A 19,156-nucleotide genomic window follows, 5' to 3' on the forward strand; every position below is an offset into this window, starting at 1 on the left:
CGCTAGAATAGCGGGACCGTTGACGACAAAGGGACAAGGTTATCATGCGCACACTAAATCGCTTGTTGCTGGCTGGCTTCTTTGCCATGACTCCCCTGGCCGTGATGGCAGCTGATGATGCACCGACTCCAGAACCGCAAGTCACCATCCACACCGAAGGTGACAAAACCATTCAGGAATACCGTCAGAACGGCTTCCTGTATGCGATCAAAGTCACACCGAAGGGCGGCAAACCGTACTTTCTGGTGCGCGCGGACGGAACAGAAGCAAACTTCATCCGATCGGATCAGCCGGATATGCTGATTCCGTCGTGGGAAATTTTTACGTGGAAGTAGTTTCTTAACTTTAATCGGCGCTGGCTCAATCGCGGCGCCCGAACTGAGCAGTTTTTAACCATGTCTGTGTTTACCCCCCTGGCTCGGCCCGAGCTGGAAACCTTTCTCGCCCCTTATGGGCTCGGCCGCCTGCTTGATTTTCAGGGGATTGCCGCAGGTAGCGAAAACACCAATTTCTTCATCAGTCTGGAGCAGGGCGAGTTTGTCCTGACCCTGGTAGAGCGCGGTCCGGTCCAGGAAATGCCGTTCTTCATCGAACTGCTGGACGTGCTGCATGACGCTGATCTGCCGGTGCCTTACGCCCTGCGTACTACCGACGGCATCGCATTGCGCGAACTCGCCGGTAAACCGGCGTTGCTGCAACCGCGATTGGCTGGCAAACACATCAAAGAGGCCAACGCGCAGCACTGCGCGCAGGTCGCAGACCTGCTCGCTCATCTGCACCTGGCCACCCAAGGCAAAGTACTGGAGCGCAAGACCGATCGTGGCCTGGACTGGATGCTGGCCGAAGGTGCGCAGTTGATGCCGAACCTGAACCCCGAGCAAAGCAGCCTGCTGCAAGGTGCTCTGGACGAGATCGCTCAGCAAAAGGCGAAAATCCTGGCGCTGCCACGGGCCAACATCCACGCCGATTTGTTCCGCGATAACGCGATGTTCGAAGGCACGCACCTGACCGGGCTGATCGACTTCTACAACGCCTGTTCAGGACCGATGCTCTACGACGTGGCAATCGCCTTGAATGACTGGTGTTCGGATAAAGCCGGGGTGATCGACGGACCACGTGCGCGGGCCTTGCTGGGTGCTTATGCGACGTTGCGTCCGTTCACCGCGGCTGAAGCCGAGCTGTGGCCAACGATGTTGCGGGTGGCCTGCGTGCGCTTCTGGTTGTCACGACTGATCGCCGCCGAGTCGTTTGCCGGACAGGACGTGTTGATTCACGATCCGATGGAGTTTCAGCAGCGCTTGGCGCAACGTCAGAAGGTCAGTACGCCGTTGCCGTTCGCCATTTGAACGCATCGCGGGCAAGAGCCAGGCACCTGGCTCCTGCCTGCGAAAAGGGTTACCACAACATCCCTGCTTACAACTGCTCCAGACAGCCTGCCAAGTCATTCCCCAGCTTTTCCAGCACCTGCTCATAACCCTGGGCAGTGGCCGGTGTATAACCGCCCAATGCATCCAGTTCCGCCAGTTTCACCGGTAAACCGGCTACCAGGGTTTCCGCCAGCCGTGGACGCAGCGGAGGCTCACTGAATACGCAGGTCTTGCCAACTTCCTGCAAGCGCTTGCGCATCGCTGCCACGTGCTGTGCACCCGGTTGCACTTCGGCCGCGACGCTGAACACTCCGGTATGCTTGAGACCGTAGGCATCTTCGAAGTAATCGAACGCTTCGTGGAAGACAAAGTAAGGCTTGCCTTCAATGCCGGCCAATCGGGCTTTCAGACGTGTGTCCAAGGCATCGAGGCGCTCATTGAAAGCCTTGAGGTTGCTCTGATAGCGAGTGGTATTGTCCGGGTCGGCCGCACTCAGATCCGCAGCCATTTTCGCCGCAATCACCCGGGCATTGACCGGCGACAGCCAGAGGTGCGCGTCAAGACTACCGGGTCGATGATCGTGATCATGCTCATTGGCCTCTTCCGCATGGGAGTGGCTATCCTCGGCAAAGCGGCGCAACTTCAGGCCCGGCAAGTCCTGAACGGCGATAGACGGCAGGCTGCGGCCCTTGAGTACGCGCGGAAGGAAGCCTTCCATGTCCGGGCCGATCCAGTAGAGCAAATCCACCGACTGTACCCGCCGTACGTCGGAAGGGCGCAGGGCAAAGTTATGCGGGGAGGCGCCCGGCGGCAGCAATACCTCGGGCACACCGACGCCGTCCTGCACTGCCGCGGCGATCAGCTGCAAGGGTTTGATACTGGTAAGTACTTTCACTTCGGCGTGAGCAGGGCTGATCACGAACAAACTGGCAGCAAAAGCGACATAAATGGCAAAAAGTCGGGACACGATGACCACTCGGAGAGGCGAGAACGGGTAACATAATAACGTCTCTCACAATTATCGTCGCCGCTCATGCCTAAAACACCGCTGGCCAGCCGTCCCCATGACCATTCTTACTGCGTGCACAGCGCGCTGTCGGAAGCCGATGCCCTGTGTGCCCGTCAAGGTTTGCGCCTGACCGCACTGCGTCGGCGCGTCCTGGAACTGGTCTGGCAGAGCCACAAACCCCTTGGCGCCTACGACATCCTCGCCGTGCTCAGCGAACAGGATGGTCGCCGCGCCGCGCCGCCGACCGTTTACCGGGCGCTGGACTTCTTGCTGGAAAACGGTCTGGTGCATCGCATTTCGTCCCTCAACGCCTTCGTTGGCTGCAATCACCCGGAACACGCTCACCAGGGCCAGTTCCTGATTTGCCGTGAATGCCACGCTGCCATCGAACTCGAACAAAAAACCATCAGCGACGCGATCATCACCAGCGCTCGCGATGTCGGTTTTATGGTCGAAGCGCAAACCGTTGAAGTGGTCGGCCTCTGCTCCGGTTGCCAGGGGGCTTGATGAGCACTGCATTGATCCGCCTCGAGCAGGTAGCGGTGACTTTTGCCGGGCAAACCGTGCTGGACAACATCCAGCTCAGCGTCGAGCCAGGGCAGATCGTCACCCTGATCGGCCCTAACGGCGCCGGCAAGACTACTCTGGTGCGTGCCGTACTGGGTCTGCTCAAGCCGGACAGCGGCAGTGTCTGGCGCAAGCCGAAACTGCGAATCGGTTATATGCCGCAGAAGCTGCACGTCGACCCAACTTTACCGCTGTCCGTGCTGCGCTTTTTGCGTCTGGTGCCAGGCGTGGATCGCTCGCGAGCCTTGGCCGCGCTCAAAGAAGTCGGTGCCGAACAAGTAATCGACAGCCCGGTGCAGAGCGTCTCCGGCGGAGAGATGCAGCGCGTGCTGCTGGCCCGTGCATTGTTGCGCGAACCGCAATTGCTGGTGCTCGATGAGCCAGTGCAAGGCGTCGATGTCGCCGGCCAGGCCGAGCTGTACAGTCTGATCACACGCCTGCGCGACCGCCACGGTTGCGGGGTGCTGATGGTTTCCCATGATTTGCATTTGGTCATGAGCACCACCGACCAGGTGGTCTGCCTGAATCGCCATGTCTGCTGCTCCGGGCATCCCGAGCATGTCAGTGGCGATCCAGCGTTCGTCGAGCTATTTGGCAAGAACGCGCAAAGCCTGGCGATCTATCACCACCATCACGATCACGCCCATGACCTGCATGGTGCTGTGGTCAGCGAGGCCCCCACGGCCCACGCCCATGTTCACGGAGATAGCTGCAAGCATGGCTGATTTTCTGTTTTACGCTCTGCTGGCAGGCTTGGCCCTGGCGTTGGTAGCGGGTCCGCTGGGCTCGTTCGTGGTCTGGCGGCGCATGGCCTATTTCGGCGATACCCTTTCCCATGCGGCCTTGCTTGGCGTTGCCCTCGGCTTTCTGCTGGATGTCAGCCCGACGGTGGCAGTCACCGTGGGCTGCCTGTCGCTGGCGGTGTTGCTGGTGACCTTGCAGCAGCGTCAGCCTCTGGCTTCCGACACATTGTTAGGGATTCTCGCACCGAGCACCCTGTCTCTGGGCCTGGTGGTACTAAGCTTCATGCATGAAGTGCGGATCGACCTGATGGCCTATCTGTTCGGCGACCTGCTGGCGATCAGCCCGACTGACCTGGCCTGGATTCTCGGCGGCAGCGCGGCGGTGTTGGTGTTGCTGGTGACGTTGTGGCGACCACTGCTGGCGATCACTGTGCATGAAGAACTGGCCACGGTCGAAGGCCTGCCGGTGGCGGCGTTGCGTCTGACCTTGATGCTGTTGATTGCCGTGGTGATCGCGGTCGCGATGAAAATCGTCGGTGTATTGCTGATTACTTCGTTGCTGATCATTCCCGCTGCCGCGGCTCAACGTCATGCTCGATCACCGGAGCAGATGGCCCTTGGCGCGAGCCTGCTGGGAATGCTTGCGGTGTGTGGCGGCCTGGCCTTGTCCTGGCTCAAGGATACCCCGGCCGGCCCGTCGATTGTGGTCACAGCTGCAGCGCTGTTTCTGCTGAGTTTTGTCCTGCCCCGCAGAGGGGTGTAGACTTGCTCGTTTTTTGCGCATTTAGAGAGTCGCAGGAATGAAGCCGTTCGCATCCCGTTATCTGCTCGTTGTCGCATTTTCCCTGCTGCTGGGTGCCTGCCAAAGCACGCCGCCCGCGGCCACAGCGACCCCGGATGCCCGGGCCGTGGCCATCGCGCAGCTGGAGCAAAACCTCGCCAGCAGCGAGTTGGCCACCGCCGAGGATCAGTTGAGCGCGTTACAGGCCGAGTCGCCCAACGACCCTCAGCTTGAGCAGTATCAACGCCAGTTGGCCGAAGCCTATTTGCAACGCAGCCAGATCGTCTTGCAAAAAGGTGATGTCAACGCCGCCGCCACCGCACTGAGTCGGGCCCGCGCACTGATGCCTAAAGCGCCGGCACTGACGGGTGGCGTCAACAGCGCTATCACCCACGCCCGCAAGGCCGAGCTTGATAAAGCCGAAGCTGCGTTGAAAGCCGCCGAAGCCAAACCTGTCGCCAAGGTGATCGACCCTACGGCCGCAAGCACCACCGTCGCCTTGAACCTCACCAACATCAAGCAACTGCGCAAGCAACTGGATGCGATCGCCACAGACGTAGTGAATTTTCAGTGTGATGTGAGCATTCAAGCGCCGCGCACCGACGACTATCCATGGTTGGCCACGCTGTTGACCAAACGGGTGAAGAAACTCGATTCAGAGTTCGATCTCAAGCTGGAACGGCAGATCATTCGCAACATCCCGGCGCAAATGGTTCTGAGCCCGCGCAAGCCTTAAAAGCATCGCGGGCAAGCCTCGCTCCAACGGAATTTTATGATCTATGGAGCAGGGGGGACGCCCAGTTCTTGCCCGCGATGGCATCCCCTCTATCAATAAAAAACCTCAAACCGGAATCGCCTTGGCCTTGGGCCCGGGCTCCCACATGCGATGCTGAGCAATCTCCGCAAAAAACGCCTTCAACGCCTTTAACCACCCGACTCAAATATCACTTCGCACGCTACTGAAGGCAGCTGCGCTATCGGCGCATTTGAGCCGTTGGTTTTTTATGACCTTTGATCGCGTTATTGCCAAATGACTGGTTGAATGCGAAATAAATGCTAAGAACCTCTATATAGACAGGCTAAAATGCGCGCCCGGCTAACCGCTGATCCTTTTCTAACGCGCCCCACAAGGTTCGCTACGTGATCGAGTTCCAAAACGTCCATAAAACCTACCGGGTCGCCGGTAAGGATATTCCCGCTCTGCATCCGACCAGTCTGCGTGTCGAGGATGGTCAGGTATTCGGCCTGATCGGCCATTCCGGTGCGGGTAAAAGTACCCTGCTGCGCCTGATCAACCGCCTGGAAGCCCCAAGCGGCGGCAAGATAATCGTCGATGACGAGGAAGTCACCGCGCTCGATGCCAATGGTCTGCGGCGTTTTCGTCAGCAGGTCGGGATGATTTTCCAGCACTTCAATCTGCTGGCATCCAAGACCGTTGCCGACAACGTTGCGCTGCCACTGACCCTCGCCGGCGAATTGTCGCGCAGCGAAATCGACCTGCGTGTGGCCGAGTTGCTGGCACGGGTTGGCTTGGCCGACCACGCCAGGAAGTACCCGGCGCAACTGTCCGGCGGCCAGAAACAGCGTGTCGGCATCGCCCGTGCGCTGGCAACCAAGCCAAAAATCCTGCTCTGCGACGAAGCCACCAGCGCCCTTGACCCGCAAACCACTGCATCGGTCCTGCAATTACTGGCGCAGATCAACCGCGAGCTGAACCTGACCATCGTGCTGATCACCCATGAAATGGACGTGATTCGTCGCGTCTGCGACCGGGTGGCCGTGATGGATGCCGGCGTGATCGTCGAGCAGGGTCCGGTGGCCGAGGTGTTCCTGCATCCCAAGCACCCGACCACCAAGCGCTTTGTGCAGGAAGACGAGCAGATCGACGAAAACGAACAGCGCGACGACTTCGCCCATGTCCCGGGCCGTATCGTGCGTCTGACCTTTCAGGGTGAAGCGACCTACGCGCCGCTGCTGGGCACCGTCGCCCGCGAGACCGGTGTGGACTACAGCATTCTGGCCGGGCGTATCGACCGCATCAAAGACGTCCCTTACGGGCAACTGACCCTGGCCGTCACTGGCGGTGACATGGAAGCGGCCTTTGCCCACTTCACCGCGGCAGACGTCCATATGGAGGTGCTGCGCTAATGGAAGCCCTGATGAGTTTCTTCGCCAACATCGACTGGTTCGAGATCTGGCTGGCCACCGGCGATACCCTGATGATGCTCGGCGGTTCGCTCCTGTTCACCGTGTTGCTCGGCCTGCCGCTGGGTGTGCTGCTGTTTCTCTGCAGCCCGCGCCAATTGCTTGAGCAAAAGAGCATCTACGCGCTGCTGTCGCTGGTGGTGAACATCCTGCGGTCGTTGCCGTTCATCATCCTGTTGATCGTGATGATCCCGTTCACTGTACTGATCACCGGCACCTCGCTGGGTGTGGCCGGTGCTATTCCGCCGCTGGTAGTAGGTGCGACGCCATTTTTTGCACGATTGGTGGAAACTGCACTGCGTGAAGTGGATCGCGGGATCATCGAGGCGACCCAAGCCATGGGCGCCACCACGCGGCAGATCATCACCAATGCCTTACTGCCGGAAGCGCGGCCGGGTATTTACGCTGCAATCACCGTGACGGCGATCACGCTGGTGTCCTACACCGCAATGGCCGGTGTGGTCGGCGCAGGCGGTCTTGGTGATTTGGCGATCCGTTTCGGCTATCAGCGTTTCCAGACCGACGTCATGGTGGTCACGGTGATTTTGCTGCTGGTGCTGGTACAAGTTCTGCAAACCGTCGGCGACAAGCTGGTGGTGCACTTTTCCCGAAAATAAATGCAACTGCCGGCCACGGCTGGCAGGCGCCTGAAACAGGCGCCTAACAAGGAGTTTGCTGGATGAAAAAACTACTCGTCGCTTTCGCTGCCGTTGCCGCGTTTTCCGCTCAGGCCGCACAAACCCTGACCGTGGCCGCGACCCCGGTTCCCCACGCGGAAATTCTCGAATTCGTTAAGCCGGCACTGGCCAAAGAAGGCGTCGACCTCAAGGTCAAAGTCTTCACCGACTACATCCAGCCGAACGTACAAGTCGCAGAGAAGCGTCTGGACGCCAACTTCTTCCAGCACCAGCCGTACCTGGATGAGTTCAACAAGACCAAGGGCACTCACTTGGTGAGCGTTGCCGGCGTACACCTGGAGCCACTGGGTGCTTACTCCAGCAAATACAAAGCGCTGGCGGATCTGCCAGGCGGCGCCAACGTGGTAATTCCTAACGACGCCACCAACGGCGGTCGCGCCTTGCTGCTGCTGAACAAGGCCGGGCTGATCAAGCTGAAAGATTCGAACAACATTCTTTCGACGATCAAAGACATCACCGAGAACACCAAAGACCTGAAGTTCCGTGAACTGGAAGCCGCCACCATCCCGCGCGTGCTGACCCAGGTCGACCTGGCCCTGATCAACACCAACTACGCTCTGGAAGCCAAGCTCGATCCGTCCAAAGATGCGCTGATCATCGAAGGCAAAGACTCGCCTTACGTGAACATCCTGGTTGCTCGTCCGGACGACAAGGACAGCGATGCGATGAAGAAACTGGTTGCTGCCCTGCACAGCCCGGAAGTGAAGCAATTCATTCTGGAAAAATACAAAGGCGCCGTACTGCCAGCGTTCTGATTGGCTGCAGATCGTTCCCACGCTCCCGCTTGGGAATGCAGCCCGTGACGCTGCGCGTCACAAAGCGGACGCAGCGCGTCCAATGAGGAATTCCCACGCAGAGCGTGGGAACGATCAAAAAAACGGGGGCGCATTGATTGCGCCCCCGTTTTTTTGCCTGCCCGTCGGGCCCCTATGATCCCTTCCACTGTAGGAGCACAGCTTGCTGGCGATGGCGTCCGCAAGATTGCCATCGCCGGCAAGCCGTGCTCCTACAGGTTTCTGTCATTACTGACGCTTGAGCATCACCGGTAACTGAGCCACCAGTTTCGTGTTGTTCAGCGGTGCACGAATGAAGCCACGCTGCGTACCGTCCGGCCCGATCACGGCCAGGTTGCCGCTGTGGTCGACGGTGTAGTTGGGTTTGCTGATATCGGCCGGGATGAATGGGATGCTGACCGCATTGGCGAGCTTCTGCACGTCTTCCACCGAAGCGCCGGTCAGGCCTTTGAAGTCCGGGTCGAAGTAGCCCAGATACTGTTTGAGCTGCTTGGGGTTGTCACGGGCCGGGTCGACGCTGACCAGAATGATCTGCAGCTTGCCGACCACCTCCTTGGGCAACTCACTCTTGATCTGCCGCAACTGGGCGAGGGTGGTCGGGCAGATGTCCGGGCAGAAGGTGTAGCCGAAGAACAGCAGGCTCCATTTGTCTTTCAGCTCGTTGACCGTCACTGGCTGACCGTCCTGGTCGATCATCTTCACCTCTGGAAGATTACGGCTTTGCGGCAGCAGAATGATCCCGGCATCGATCAGTGCAGTCGGGTCACCCTGGCCCTTGCCGGTCAGTACTTTGTTGATGGTAAGTCCAAGGACCAAAGCCACCAGGGCGACGAGAATAAAGACAGTTTTCTGAGTTCGAGTCATAGGATCAACAATAAGTAGTGGTCTACGAGCAGCGCGATAAACAGCAGGAACAAGTAATAAATAGAGTACTTGAAGGTGTTGATCGCGGCGTGCGGCCGAGTGCCACGGTACAGCACGAAGGCCCATTGCAGAAACCTCGCGCCGAGGCCCAGGGCACAAATCAGGTAGAGCATGCCGCTCATGTGGATCACAAACGGCAGCAGGCTGACCGCGAGCAGGACGAAGGTGTAGAGCACGATGTGGACTTTGGTGTAGTGCTCGCCATGGGTCACCGGCAGCATCGGGATATCAGCCTTGGCGTATTCCTCTTTGCGGTGAATCGCCAGTGCCCAGAAGTGTGGCGGCGTCCAGGCGAAGATGATCAGCACCAGCAACAGCGGTTCGGCGCTCACATGCCCGGTGGTGGCGACCCAGCCGAGCAACGGTGGTGCCGCGCCAGCCAACCCACCGATGACAATATTCTGCGGTGTCGCGCGTTTGAGAAAACCGGTGTAGATCACCGCATAACCCAGCAGCGAGGCCAGCGTCAGCCAGGCGGTCAACGGGTTGGTGAAGGTCAGCAGCAACGCCTGGCCGGCCAGCGCCAACGCAAAAGCGAAGGTCAGCGCCGCGGTCGGTGAAACCCGTCCTTCGGCCAAGGGCCTTTTATGGGTCCGGGCCATGACCGCATCGATCCGCCGGTCCACCACATGATTGACCGCCGCCGCGCCCCCCGCGCACATCGCGATCCCCAGGTTGCCGAATACCAACACCGTCCACGGCACCCCGGCGCGCGTGGCGAGGAACATCCCGACCAGTGAGGTGATGAGCATCAGCACCACCACCTTGGGTTTGGTCAGCTCCAGATAGTCACGCCAGATCGCCTGACTGTGACGCTCGCCAATCAAAATCGCCATGGCTGCTCTCCTTTTATTGTTATGGGGCCGGCTGCGTGTTTACGCGGGCTGAACCGCCAACGCACAGGGACATGCTGCTTGACCCGAACCAGGCTGGTTCGCGCGTGATAATTGACCAGTACCATTGTCAGTAACAGCACCGCTGCGCCAGCGTTATGGGCGACGGCAACCGGCAGCGGCAGATGAAACAGCACATTGCTTACACCCAGAGTGATCTGTGCGGCCAACACCACCAGCACCAGCCCGGCAATTCGGGTCATGCCGACCAACCTCAGCTGCCAGGCAAGCCCCAGCAGCACCAATGTGACCAGCAGCGCACCGATGCGGTGTGTGAGATGAATCGCGGTGCGGGCATCACTGTCCAACTGGCCACCGAGATAATTCGGACCTATGTGTTGCGTCAGGTGAAAACCATTGGCGAAGTCGGCGGCCGGTAGCCACTGCCCATGACAGGTGGGAAAGTCGATACAGGCCACGGCTGCATAGTTAGAACTAACCCAGCCACCGAGGGCAATTTGCCCGATCACCAGTAATAACCCGGCAGTCGCCCAGTACTGCAAACGTCGCGGCACCGTCAGCGCTGGCAACACGCCAGACAAGCGCAGCGTCAGCAGAAACAACAGGCTCAAGGTCGCGAGGCCGCCGAGCAAATGCACCGTGACCACTTGCGGCCAGAGCTTGAGGGTGACCGTCCACATGCCGAACGCCGCTTGGGCAAACACCACGGCCAGCAAGAACAGCGGCAGCTTCAACGGATGCCCGGGATGATGGCGATGGGTCCAGGCACGGGCGGCCAGCAATACAATCAGCAAGCCCAGCGTCCCGGCGAAGTACCGATGGACCATCTCGTTCCAGCCCTTATGGGCCACAACCGGCGCCTCGGGAAAATGCAGTTCGGCATGGGCCAGTTGGGCTTCGCTTTGCGGCACGCTGATAAAGCCGTAGCAGCCGGGCCAGTCCGGGCAGCCAAGCCCTGCGTGAGTCAGCCGGGTATAAGCGCCGAGCAACACCACAATCAGTGCCAGCAAGGTGGCAAACAGCGCGAGGCGAAATCCAGGTTTGGCCATGACGATGCCCTCATCCGATATTCGACAGTTTCAGCAGTTGGCGCAGGTCGTTGAGCAGGTCCTTACCCTTTATCCGAGCGTCGTAACGCAGCACCAGGTTGCCGTGGGGATCAATGATCCACAGTTGCGCCGCGCCAATGCTTTGTGCGGCTTTTTCCCCAGGCCCTCGAGTAAATGTAGACAGGTCCAGCAGGTAGCGCTGCAACTGCGGGTATTCACGTTGCAGCCTGGCGTCATAGTCGGCGTCCAGCGGTTGGGCAGTGGCCAGCGCATGACTGGCGCGAGAGGCATCACGACCCAAGCCGACCTGAATCTGCCGGGCCAGATACACAAGCTGCTGGCAGTCCACGGAACAGTCCTTCGGTGCGGTGACCAACATCTGCCAACGGGATTCATCCGCGACGACGCCGAGGTCGGCACGGCTCTGCCCGTTGCCGATTAATTCGCCGTGATAACTGCGACTCTCCGGAACCCAGAACTGCAATTTGTACATCCCTGTGGCGAGGATCATCGGACCGATCACCCCGAGAAGGATAAGGATCAGCTGCCAACGTCCGCGTCGGCGACTGTGTGACGTCGACTTCTCAGAAATGTTGGGTGGATTCATGGCCGCTCCCATGGTGCGTCTCCCTTGCGTTGTGCCATCCGAGATAGAGATAAAGACCGAACAATGCCACCGCCATGGCGAACCACTGCACGGCATATCCAAGGTGTTTTTCCGGCCCCATGGCCACTACGGGCCAATCGGTCTGGTAGGACGCCGGGCCCGCTTCTTCGCGTAACTCATCGGCAAAACCACTACGCCCCAACTCCGACCAAAGCTTCGATGGGTCGACAGCGGTGACCAGCCGTGGCCAGTTCGCCCCCGCAGGGTCGGCATGCAGCTGAAAGGTCGCGCCGGGCGCCACGTAGACCCAGGCTTCCAGGCTCAGCGGTTGCGCAGGCGTAGTAAACACCGGCGGCGTACGCCGATCCGGCCACGGCAGCCAGCCGCGATTGAGCAACACCCAGAGGCCGCTGGCCTGATCGAGAAACGGCTGCAGCAACTCGACCCCGACCTTGCCATTGCGCATGCGGTTATCCAGCAAAACGCTGTGCCCGGCATCGAACTGCCCGCGCAGACGGACCCGACGGAACGCCGGATCCTCGTAGCGTTGCAATTGATCGAAGAGCATTGGCTCCGCCAACCGGCGCTCGGCGTAGTTGGCAAGCAATACGCGCTTTTGCTCGCCGCGGCCCAGTTGCCAGAAGCCGAGAGCGACCAGCACAGGCAGCAACACAAGCACCACCAACGTCGGTGCAATGCCGGGGTGAAAACGCTTCATGGCATCGCCGCAAAGTTAAGAGATCGACTGGCTATACTGATTCGCATCGCGTTCCCCCCGGAGTCCCACCATGCTTAAAGCGGCAATCGTCCTGATGCTGATAGCCACAATAATCAGCCTGTTCAGCGGTCTGTTCTTTCTGGTCAAGGACGAAAGCAGCTCGAACCGGCTGGTCATTGCCCTGACTGTTCGGGTCAGCCTGGCCGCCATCACCGTCGGCTTGATTGCCTGGGGTTTCTTCAGCGGCCAATTGGACTCCAGGGTTCCCTGGTAGCTATTGCCTAACGGCCCTCAGAGCACGTACACGAAGATAAACAAACCAATCCACACCACATCGACGAAGTGCCAGTACCAGCAGGCGGCTTCAAAGCCGAATTGATGTTCAGCATTGAAATGCCCGCGCATCACCCGCATCAGCATCACAAACAGGATGATCGTGCCGATGGTCACGTGAGCGCCGTGGAAACCGGTGAGCATGAAGAAGGTCGCGCCGTAGACACCCGATCCCAGCGTCAGCCCCAGCTCGTGGTAGGCGTGGATGTACTCCTTGGCTTGAAAACTGAGGAAGGCCCAACCCAGCAGCAAAGTCAGCGCCAGCCAGATTTTCAACGCGCCGCGATGTCCTTTCCTCAAGGCATGGTGGGCGATGGTCACGGTGACGCTGGAACTGACCAGCAAGACGGTGTTGAGCAACGGCAAGCCCCAAGGGCTGATAGTCTCTTTGGGTGGCGGGAAAAGTTTCGGATCGGGGGTATGCAGTAATGGCCAGCTGAACTGGAAGCTCGGCCAAAGCATGTGTGCCACGCCTTTGCTGCCTTCACCACCCAGCCATGGGCCGGACAGGTTACGCACGTAAAAAAGAGCGCCGAAGAAGGCAATGAAGAACATCACTTCAGAAAAGATGAACCAGCTCATGCCCCAGCGAAACGTGCGATCCATCTGCGGGCTGTACAACCCCGCGCGACTTTCCTTGATCACCGTGCCGAACCAGCCAAATAGCATGTAGGCCAGCAGCAAACCGCCGACGAAGAAGATCAGCGGGCCGTGGGATTCCGGGCGGGCGGCCTTGAGGTCGTTGAACCAGGTGCCCAGACCGAACATGGTGATCAACATGCCAAACGTGGCAATGATCGGCCATTTGCTCTGGGCGGGAACGTAATAATGCTCATGATTTGCCATTTATTGTTCTCCTTATCGGGCGCGTTCGTTAGTGAGCGTCAACACGCCCTGATTCTTATCCGCCGGTATTGGTAGCCACCGGCGGATGACGAGCCGTGATATCAAACAGCGTGTAAGCCAGCGTCAGGTGCTTCACATCCCTGGGCATGTCACGGTCAACGATAAAACGCACCGGCATCTCGATCCGCTGACCGGGCTGCAGCACTTGCTGGGTAAAGCAGAAGCATTCGGTCTTGTGGAAATACACCGCCACATCGCCTGGAGAAATGCTCGGAATCGCCTGGGCACTCATCGGGTGATCGGTCGGGTTATAGGCGACAAACAGCATTTCGTTCACCGCGCCGGGATGGATCACCATGTCATCGGCCTTGGGATAGAAGCCCCAGACCATGTCCACGGCATTGGTCGACAGAAACTGCACACGGATCTGCCGCGAAGTGTCGACCACCTGCTCACCCTCGTATTGCCCGGCGGTTTTGCCGTTGATACCGAAAGCCTTGCACATCACGTCGTAGATCGGCACCAGGGCGAATCCGAAAGCAAACATCGCTACCACCACCATCAGCAGTCGAGTGACCAGTCGTTTGAGCGAAATTGAGTCAGCCATGAGCGCAGACCTCACAGGTAAACGCGTTCATTTCACTTCCGGCGGAGTAACAAACGTGTGATACGGCGCCGGTGACGGGATGCTCCACTCCAGACCCTGCGCACCTTCCCAAGGCTTGGCCGGTGCCGGCTCACCGCCGCGAATGGTCTTGATCACGATGAACAGGAAGAAGATCTGGGTCGCACCGAACGTAAAAGCTCCGATCGAGGACACCATGTTGAAGTCGGCGAATTGCAGGTTGTAATCCGGAATCCGCCGCGGCATCCCTGCAAGTCCCACGAAGTGCATCGGGAAGAACGCCATGTTCATGCCGATGAAGGACAGCCAGAAATGCAGCTTGCCCAGGGTTTCGTCGTACATGTGCCCGGTCCATTTCGGCAGCCAGTAATAGGCCGAGGCGAAGATCCCGAAGATAGCCCCCGGCACCAGCACGTAGTGGAAGTGCGCGACCACGAAGTAGGTGTCCTGGTACTGGAAGTCCGCCGGAGCGATGGCCAGCATCAGCCCGGAGAAACCGCCGATGGTGAACAGGATCACGAACGCCACCGCGAACAGCATTGGCGTCTCGAAGGTCAGCGAACCCTGCCACATGGTGCTGACCCAGTTGAACACCTTGACCCCGGTCGGCACCGCGATCAGCAGCGTGGCGTACATGAAGAACAGCTCGCCCACCAACGGAATGCCCACCACGAACATATGGTGTGCCCAGACGATGAACGACAGAAAAGCGATACTCGCCGTGGCGTAGACCATCGAGGTGTAACCAAACAGCGGCTTGCGCGAAAAGGCCGGAATGATCGAACTGACGGCACCGAAGGCCGGCAAAATCATGATGTACACCTCGGGGTGACCGAAGAACCAGAATACGTGCTGGAACAGCACCGGATCACCACCACCGGCGGCACTGAAGAAACTGGTGCCAAAGTGGATGTCCATCAACATCATGGTCACGCAACCGGCCAGCACCGGCATCACCGCGATCAACAGGAACGCGGTGATCAGCCATGTCCAGACGAACAGCGGCATTTTCATCAACGTCATGCCCGGAGCACGCAGGTTGAGGATGGTGGCGATCACGTTGATAGCGCCCATGATCGAGCTGATGCCCATCAGGTGAATGGCGAAGATGAAGAAAGTCACGCTTTCCGGCGCGTAGGTCGTGGACAAAGGTGCGTAGAAGGTCCAGCCGAAGTTCGGCCCGCCACCGGGCATGAACAGGGTCGACACCAACAACAGGAAAGCAGCCGGCAACAGCCAGAAACTGAAGTTGTTCATCCGTGGCAGGGCCATGTCCGGCGCGCCGATCATCAACGGGATCATCCAGTTGGCGAGGCCGACGAACGCTGGCATCACCGCACCGAAGACCATGACCAGACCGTGCATGGTGGTCATCTGGTTGAAGAACTCTGGCTGGACGATTTGCAGCCCCGGCTGGAACAACTCGGCACGGATCACCATGGCGAACGAGCCGCCGAGCAGGAACATGCTGAAGCTGAACCACAGGTACAGCGTCCCGATGTCTTTGTGGTTGGTGGTCAGCACCCAGCGCATCAGGCCCTTGGCGGGACCGTGGGCGTGGGCATCAACGATTGCATGACCGTGGTCATCGCTCACAGCATTCATGTCCTGTCTCCTGCAAACGGGTGGGCTGGACGATCCGGGGCGACAAGCCCCAAGCGGTTCCTGAAGCACGCAATAGACTGGGTCATTGGCTTTGCGCCTGTTTCAGAGCCAGAACATCCTTAGGTGTCACCATGTCGCCTTTCTTGTTGCCCCAGGCGTTGCGCTCGTAGGTCACGACAGCAGCGATATCGACTTCCGAAAGCTGTTTGCCGAACGCCGCCATAGCGGTGCCGGGCTTGCCGAAGTAGACGCGGTGCAGGTGATCTTCTTTTGGTCCGGTAGCAATCGGCGAGTCCTTGAGCGCCGGAAACATTGGCGGCAGGCCCTGGCCTTCAGCCTGGTGACAAGCGACGCAAGTGGTGTGATAGACCTTGTCGCCGCGAGCCACCAGTTCGTCGAGCGTCCACTCTTTGCTGGTCAGCTCTTTAAGCCTGGAGCTCTCGGCTTTGCGGTCAGCCAGCCAGGTGTCGTAATCAGCCTTGCTCTTGACCTCGACCACAACCGGCATGAAACCGTGGTCCTTGCCGCACAACTCCGAACACTGGCCACGGTAGATACCGGGCTTGTCGACCCGGGTCCAGGCTTCGTTGACGAACCCCGGAATCGCATCGCGCTTGACCGCGAACGCCGGCACCCACCAGGAGTGGATGACGTCGGCAGCGGTCACCAGAAACCGCACCTTGGCGCCAACCGGCAACACCAGCGGCTGATCGACTTCCAGCAGATAGTGTTCGCCTTTGGTGGCCAGGTTATGAATCTGTTCGGCGGGGGTGGCCAGGTTGCTGAAGAACTCAACGTCCTGCCCGAGGTATTTGTAATGCCATTTCCACTGATAGCCGGTGACTTGGATGTCCACATCCGGCTCACTGGTGTCGTACATTTTGATCATGGTTATGGTCGCGGGAACGGCCATTGCCACCAGAATCACGAACGGAACCACAGTCCAGAGGATCTCGACCGTCGTACTTTCATGAAATTTGGCAGCTACCTGGCCGGTGGAGCGACGGTGGACGATCATCGACCAGAACATGGCACCGAAGACGATGATGCCAATCACCACACAGATCCAGAAAATGGTCATGTGCAGGTCGAATACCGCGTGACTCACCTCAGTAGCCCCTGGCGCCATATTCACGGTCCAGGCGGCTTGCGCCTGGCTGAATATCGACCACAACACAAGGCCCATCCAGACTTGTGGATGTCGCATCATCGCGGGTTCCCCTTATCGTTCTTTTTATCCCGCCGGCTTTCACCTGCGGCCAAGGGAGTGGCTGCCTAGACTACGAACTTAAACCGCCACGCCTTGGCTGCACCTGCAGCCGGGCGTTATCAGCTAACTTCATACAGACCCGAGTATAGACAGCGACTTCGACCTCGCAACGCGATGGCGTAAATCAACTGAGACACGCCGGCCTTGTGCCAGAGACCACGGATGGAGAGGGATACCTGACGAATGGTGGCAAATCGATATAGCGCTAGCGCATAACCATGAAATAATTATGACAAATGCGTCTTAGCAGTTTTTGCACGCAAGCTAACTTATGTCTTCCCTATTTCATTGCCTTGTTCCCTGGAGTTTTCATGAACACCGCCGCATTGCGCGAGCAGATCCAACGTGCCCATCAACATGAGGCCCAGACCGGCCATTTGACGCGTCAGCTGGAAACTCAATTGCCGCACCTTCATCCGGCCATCCAACTGTCCGATGCCGACGCCAAGGGCGTTTTGACCCGTTTTGTCACAGCTTATATAGAACAAGTCCCGGACCTGCTCGACGCGGCCAACGAAGTGGCGCGTGAAGCGGGTATCGAAGACCAGATCAAACCGGTTCTGAAAATCGCCGAACAGTTCTTCATCCAGCCACCGGCAATCATGGCCGGCCATGAAGGCCTTGATAGCCTGCTGGACGAAGCCTATCTGGCTCATCGACTGGTCGAAGAGGTCAACGATCTCTACATCAAGCATTTCGGTCAGCCATTGATCCCTCTGGATATGACTGTCGCCAACCTGATTGCCCACCAGCTGATCGGCGAAACATTCGCCAACCAACTGGATGAGGCCGTGCACCACGCCGTAGACGAAATGCTCAATGAAGAGAGCTTCGCGCTGGAATCCGTCGAGGCTTACCGCGAAAAACTCAACAGCCCGGACACTGGAGCTGCGTGGAAACGCTGGCCGTGCCTGTCGCGCCAACTGGGCGTAGAGCTGGAGCTGGATACGCCGGCTGTTTGAGCAGGAGCTGACCAATTAAGCAATTTCAGGCACATCCTGCTCTCGTAGCAGTTGCCGTCAGGCTACGTGCGGCTGCGAAGCAGCCGTAAATCCAGCGCTTTCATTCTTTCTGTAAGTAGGCGGTTGCTGTATTGCGACCGCTTCGCAGCCGAACGTAGCCTTCGGCAACTGCTACGGGTTTTGTGCCCGCCTCGCGGTCGGTGAGTTGCCTCGGCTGCGATCTTGCCCTGGGCAACAGCCTTGGGTTCAAACTCCGGCTGAACCCATGCCAACTGTCGTCCGCAGCCAAACCACACAGGGGTAGCAGATTAGAAGCGCGCTTTGGGCGTCGCAACGGGAATCGGATGGCTGCCATCCAGAGGCAGGAAACAGCCCTGGTCCGCGTCGTAGGCTTTGATTTCACTGGTTTCGATGCTGTAAACCCAACCATGGATAAACAGGTGACCGCTAGCCATGCGCGACGCCACCGAAGGGTGAGTGCGCAAATGCTGCAATTGGGCGATGACGTTTTCCTGGGTCAGCACCTGCATGCTTTCGTTTTCGTCCGCACAATCGCAGTTGTCCTGAACCATTGTCTTGGCCACCTCCGCATGGAGCAGCCAGGCTTTGACGGTGGGCATTTTTTCCAGGCTTTGCGGGTTGAGCACCGCGCGCATCGCTCCACAATCCGAGTGTCCGCAAATGATGATGTGCTGCACGCCGAGCGCCAGTACCGCATATTCGATGGCCGTGGAGACACCACCATTCATTTGGCCATAAGGCGGCACCACGTTGCCCACGTTGCGGGTCACGAACAGGTCGCCCGGAGCGCTTTGGGTAATCAATTCCGGGACGATGCGCGAATCGGCACACGCGATGAACATCGCCCTTGGCCGTTGGGCTGTGGCGAGTTTTTTGAAGAGTTCTTCCTGTTGCGGGAAGATCTCGTGATGGAAGTGCAGAAAGCCGTCAACGATATGCTGCAGCGCTGCATCGGCGCTTTCAGCCTCCGCAAGGGCTGAAGCCGACGCAGCCAACGGCTGTTTATCCTTGTCACGCATGATTCATCCTCTTTGACGGATTAAGGGAATTTTTCAGCAGCACAGGGTCAGTGCCTGGCTAAAAAACACTCAGCTCAATGATCGTGACCAATCAGTCACTATATGAATACGGTAACCGCCAAAACTTGACTCGAACTGAATCAAACGCTCTAGTCCGCC

The 19,156-nt window shown here is 58.7% G+C and carries 22 protein-coding genes; 11 read left to right on the forward strand and 11 right to left on the reverse strand.

The features are described 5' to 3' along the window. Positions 1-44: 44 nt before the first annotated feature. Together AC07W5_RS00195 and AC07W5_RS00200 are read left to right on the forward strand one after the other, a co-directional pair. Positions 45-335 carry a DUF2782 domain-containing protein gene (locus AC07W5_RS00195; protein WP_489073875.1) on the forward strand — a complete coding sequence of 97 codons (291 nt, stop codon included), beginning with the start codon at positions 45-47 and terminating at the stop codon, positions 333-335. Positions 336-395: 60 nt separating this feature from the next. Further along, positions 396-1,346: a homoserine kinase gene (locus AC07W5_RS00200; protein WP_494991134.1), complete on the forward strand. Its 951-nt coding sequence runs from the start codon at positions 396-398 to the stop codon at positions 1,344-1,346. Between the two features lie 67 nt (positions 1,347-1,413). On the opposite strand, the gene AC07W5_RS00205 is transcribed toward AC07W5_RS00200, so the two are convergent. Continuing rightward, on the reverse strand, positions 1,414-2,343 hold the full coding sequence (locus AC07W5_RS00205; RefSeq protein WP_495022588.1) for a zinc ABC transporter substrate-binding protein: 930 nt from the start codon (positions 2,341-2,343) through the stop codon (positions 1,414-1,416). A gap of 57 nt (positions 2,344-2,400) precedes the next feature. Between AC07W5_RS00205 and zur the strand changes: the two genes are divergently transcribed. From zur to AC07W5_RS00240, 7 genes are all read left to right on the forward strand, one after another. Further along, a complete protein-coding gene (gene zur / locus AC07W5_RS00210; RefSeq protein WP_495022589.1) occupies positions 2,401-2,883 on the forward strand; it encodes a zinc uptake transcriptional repressor Zur in 483 nt (160 codons plus the stop codon). Next, the gene (gene znuC / locus AC07W5_RS00215) at positions 2,883-3,668 is read left to right on the forward strand and encodes a zinc ABC transporter ATP-binding protein ZnuC (RefSeq protein WP_494991131.1); all 786 of its coding nucleotides are present in this window, start codon (positions 2,883-2,885) and stop codon (positions 3,666-3,668) included. The genes zur and znuC overlap by 1 nt, the downstream gene beginning before the upstream one ends. Continuing rightward, complete coding sequence (gene znuB / locus AC07W5_RS00220) at positions 3,661-4,449, forward strand: zinc ABC transporter permease subunit ZnuB (protein ID WP_494991130.1); 789 nt, start codon at positions 3,661-3,663, stop codon at positions 4,447-4,449. The genes znuC and znuB overlap by 8 nt, the downstream gene beginning before the upstream one ends. A gap of 37 nt (positions 4,450-4,486) precedes the next feature. Further along, positions 4,487-5,203: a PA5502 family lipoprotein gene (locus AC07W5_RS00225; protein WP_495022590.1), complete on the forward strand. Its 717-nt coding sequence runs from the start codon at positions 4,487-4,489 to the stop codon at positions 5,201-5,203. A gap of 404 nt (positions 5,204-5,607) precedes the next feature. After that, entirely contained in the window at positions 5,608-6,615 is a 1,008-nt protein-coding gene (locus tag AC07W5_RS00230; RefSeq protein WP_494991128.1) for a methionine ABC transporter ATP-binding protein, read from the forward strand. Next, on the forward strand, positions 6,615-7,289 hold the full coding sequence (locus AC07W5_RS00235) for a methionine ABC transporter permease (protein ID WP_494991127.1): 675 nt from the start codon (positions 6,615-6,617) through the stop codon (positions 7,287-7,289). The genes AC07W5_RS00230 and AC07W5_RS00235 overlap by 1 nt, the downstream gene beginning before the upstream one ends. Positions 7,290-7,351: 62 nt before the next feature. After that, positions 7,352-8,125, forward strand: coding sequence for a MetQ/NlpA family ABC transporter substrate-binding protein (locus AC07W5_RS00240; protein ID WP_495022591.1), 774 nt, complete (start codon positions 7,352-7,354; stop codon positions 8,123-8,125). A 267-nt stretch (positions 8,126-8,392) separates the two neighbouring features. Here AC07W5_RS00240 and AC07W5_RS00245 read toward each other — a convergent pair whose 3' ends face one another. From AC07W5_RS00245 to AC07W5_RS00265, 5 genes are read right to left on the reverse strand one after another with little or no spacing between them, the layout of a single operon-like run. Beyond that, positions 8,393-9,028 carry an SCO family protein gene (locus AC07W5_RS00245; RefSeq protein WP_494991125.1) on the reverse strand — a complete coding sequence of 212 codons (636 nt, stop codon included), beginning with the start codon at positions 9,026-9,028 and terminating at the stop codon, positions 8,393-8,395. After that, the gene (gene cyoE / locus AC07W5_RS00250) at positions 9,025-9,924 is read right to left on the reverse strand and encodes a heme o synthase (protein ID WP_494991124.1); all 900 of its coding nucleotides are present in this window, start codon (positions 9,922-9,924) and stop codon (positions 9,025-9,027) included. Before cyoE ends, AC07W5_RS00245 begins: the two co-directional genes overlap by 4 nt. After that, positions 9,912-10,991 carry a COX15/CtaA family protein gene (locus AC07W5_RS00255; RefSeq protein ID WP_494991123.1) on the reverse strand — a complete coding sequence of 360 codons (1,080 nt, stop codon included), beginning with the start codon at positions 10,989-10,991 and terminating at the stop codon, positions 9,912-9,914. Before AC07W5_RS00255 ends, cyoE begins: the two co-directional genes overlap by 13 nt. 10 nt (positions 10,992-11,001) lie before the next feature. Beyond that, positions 11,002-11,610, reverse strand: coding sequence for a PA_0111/PP_0108 family redox-active disulfide protein (locus AC07W5_RS00260; RefSeq protein WP_495022592.1), 609 nt, complete (start codon positions 11,608-11,610; stop codon positions 11,002-11,004). Continuing rightward, positions 11,576-12,316 (reverse strand): SURF1 family protein, encoded by a 741-nt coding sequence (locus tag AC07W5_RS00265; RefSeq protein ID WP_495022593.1) that lies wholly within the window; start codon positions 12,314-12,316, stop codon positions 11,576-11,578. The genes AC07W5_RS00260 and AC07W5_RS00265 overlap by 35 nt, the downstream gene beginning before the upstream one ends. Before the next feature lie 70 nt (positions 12,317-12,386). On the opposite strand from AC07W5_RS00265, the gene AC07W5_RS00270 reads away from it, so the two are divergent. Next, positions 12,387-12,590 (forward strand): twin transmembrane helix small protein, encoded by a 204-nt coding sequence (locus AC07W5_RS00270; RefSeq protein WP_494991120.1) that lies wholly within the window; start codon positions 12,387-12,389, stop codon positions 12,588-12,590. Positions 12,591-12,607: 17 nt separating this feature from the next. Here AC07W5_RS00270 and AC07W5_RS00275 read toward each other — a convergent pair whose 3' ends face one another. The 4 genes from AC07W5_RS00275 to coxB all read right to left on the reverse strand — a co-directional run bounded on the left by AC07W5_RS00275 (position 12,608) and on the right by coxB (position 16,935). After that, positions 12,608-13,495, reverse strand: coding sequence for a cytochrome c oxidase subunit 3 (locus AC07W5_RS00275; RefSeq protein ID WP_494991119.1), 888 nt, complete (start codon positions 13,493-13,495; stop codon positions 12,608-12,610). A 55-nt stretch (positions 13,496-13,550) separates the two neighbouring features. Then, a complete protein-coding gene (locus AC07W5_RS00280) occupies positions 13,551-14,102 on the reverse strand; it encodes a cytochrome c oxidase assembly protein (RefSeq protein WP_494991118.1) in 552 nt (183 codons plus the stop codon). Positions 14,103-14,129: 27 nt separating this feature from the next. Beyond that, positions 14,130-15,725, reverse strand: a complete 1,596-nt coding sequence (gene ctaD, locus AC07W5_RS00285; protein ID WP_494991117.1) for a cytochrome c oxidase subunit I — start codon at positions 15,723-15,725, stop codon at positions 14,130-14,132. Positions 15,726-15,807: 82 nt separating this feature from the next. After that, positions 15,808-16,935, reverse strand: coding sequence for a cytochrome c oxidase subunit II (gene coxB, locus AC07W5_RS00290; RefSeq protein WP_494991116.1), 1,128 nt, complete (start codon positions 16,933-16,935; stop codon positions 15,808-15,810). 371 nt (positions 16,936-17,306) lie between these two features. Between coxB and AC07W5_RS00295 the strand changes: the two genes are divergently transcribed. Next, entirely contained in the window at positions 17,307-17,957 is a 651-nt protein-coding gene (locus AC07W5_RS00295) for a hypothetical protein (RefSeq protein ID WP_494991115.1), read from the forward strand. A gap of 308 nt (positions 17,958-18,265) precedes the next feature. Here the strand turns inward: AC07W5_RS00295 and AC07W5_RS00300 are convergent, their stop codons facing one another. Then, positions 18,266-18,997, reverse strand: a complete 732-nt coding sequence (locus AC07W5_RS00300; RefSeq protein WP_494991114.1) for a carbonic anhydrase — start codon at positions 18,995-18,997, stop codon at positions 18,266-18,268. Between the last annotated feature and the right edge of the window lie 159 nt (positions 18,998-19,156).

The organism is Pseudomonas sp. GW821-FHT01E05, from assembly GCF_059422425.1.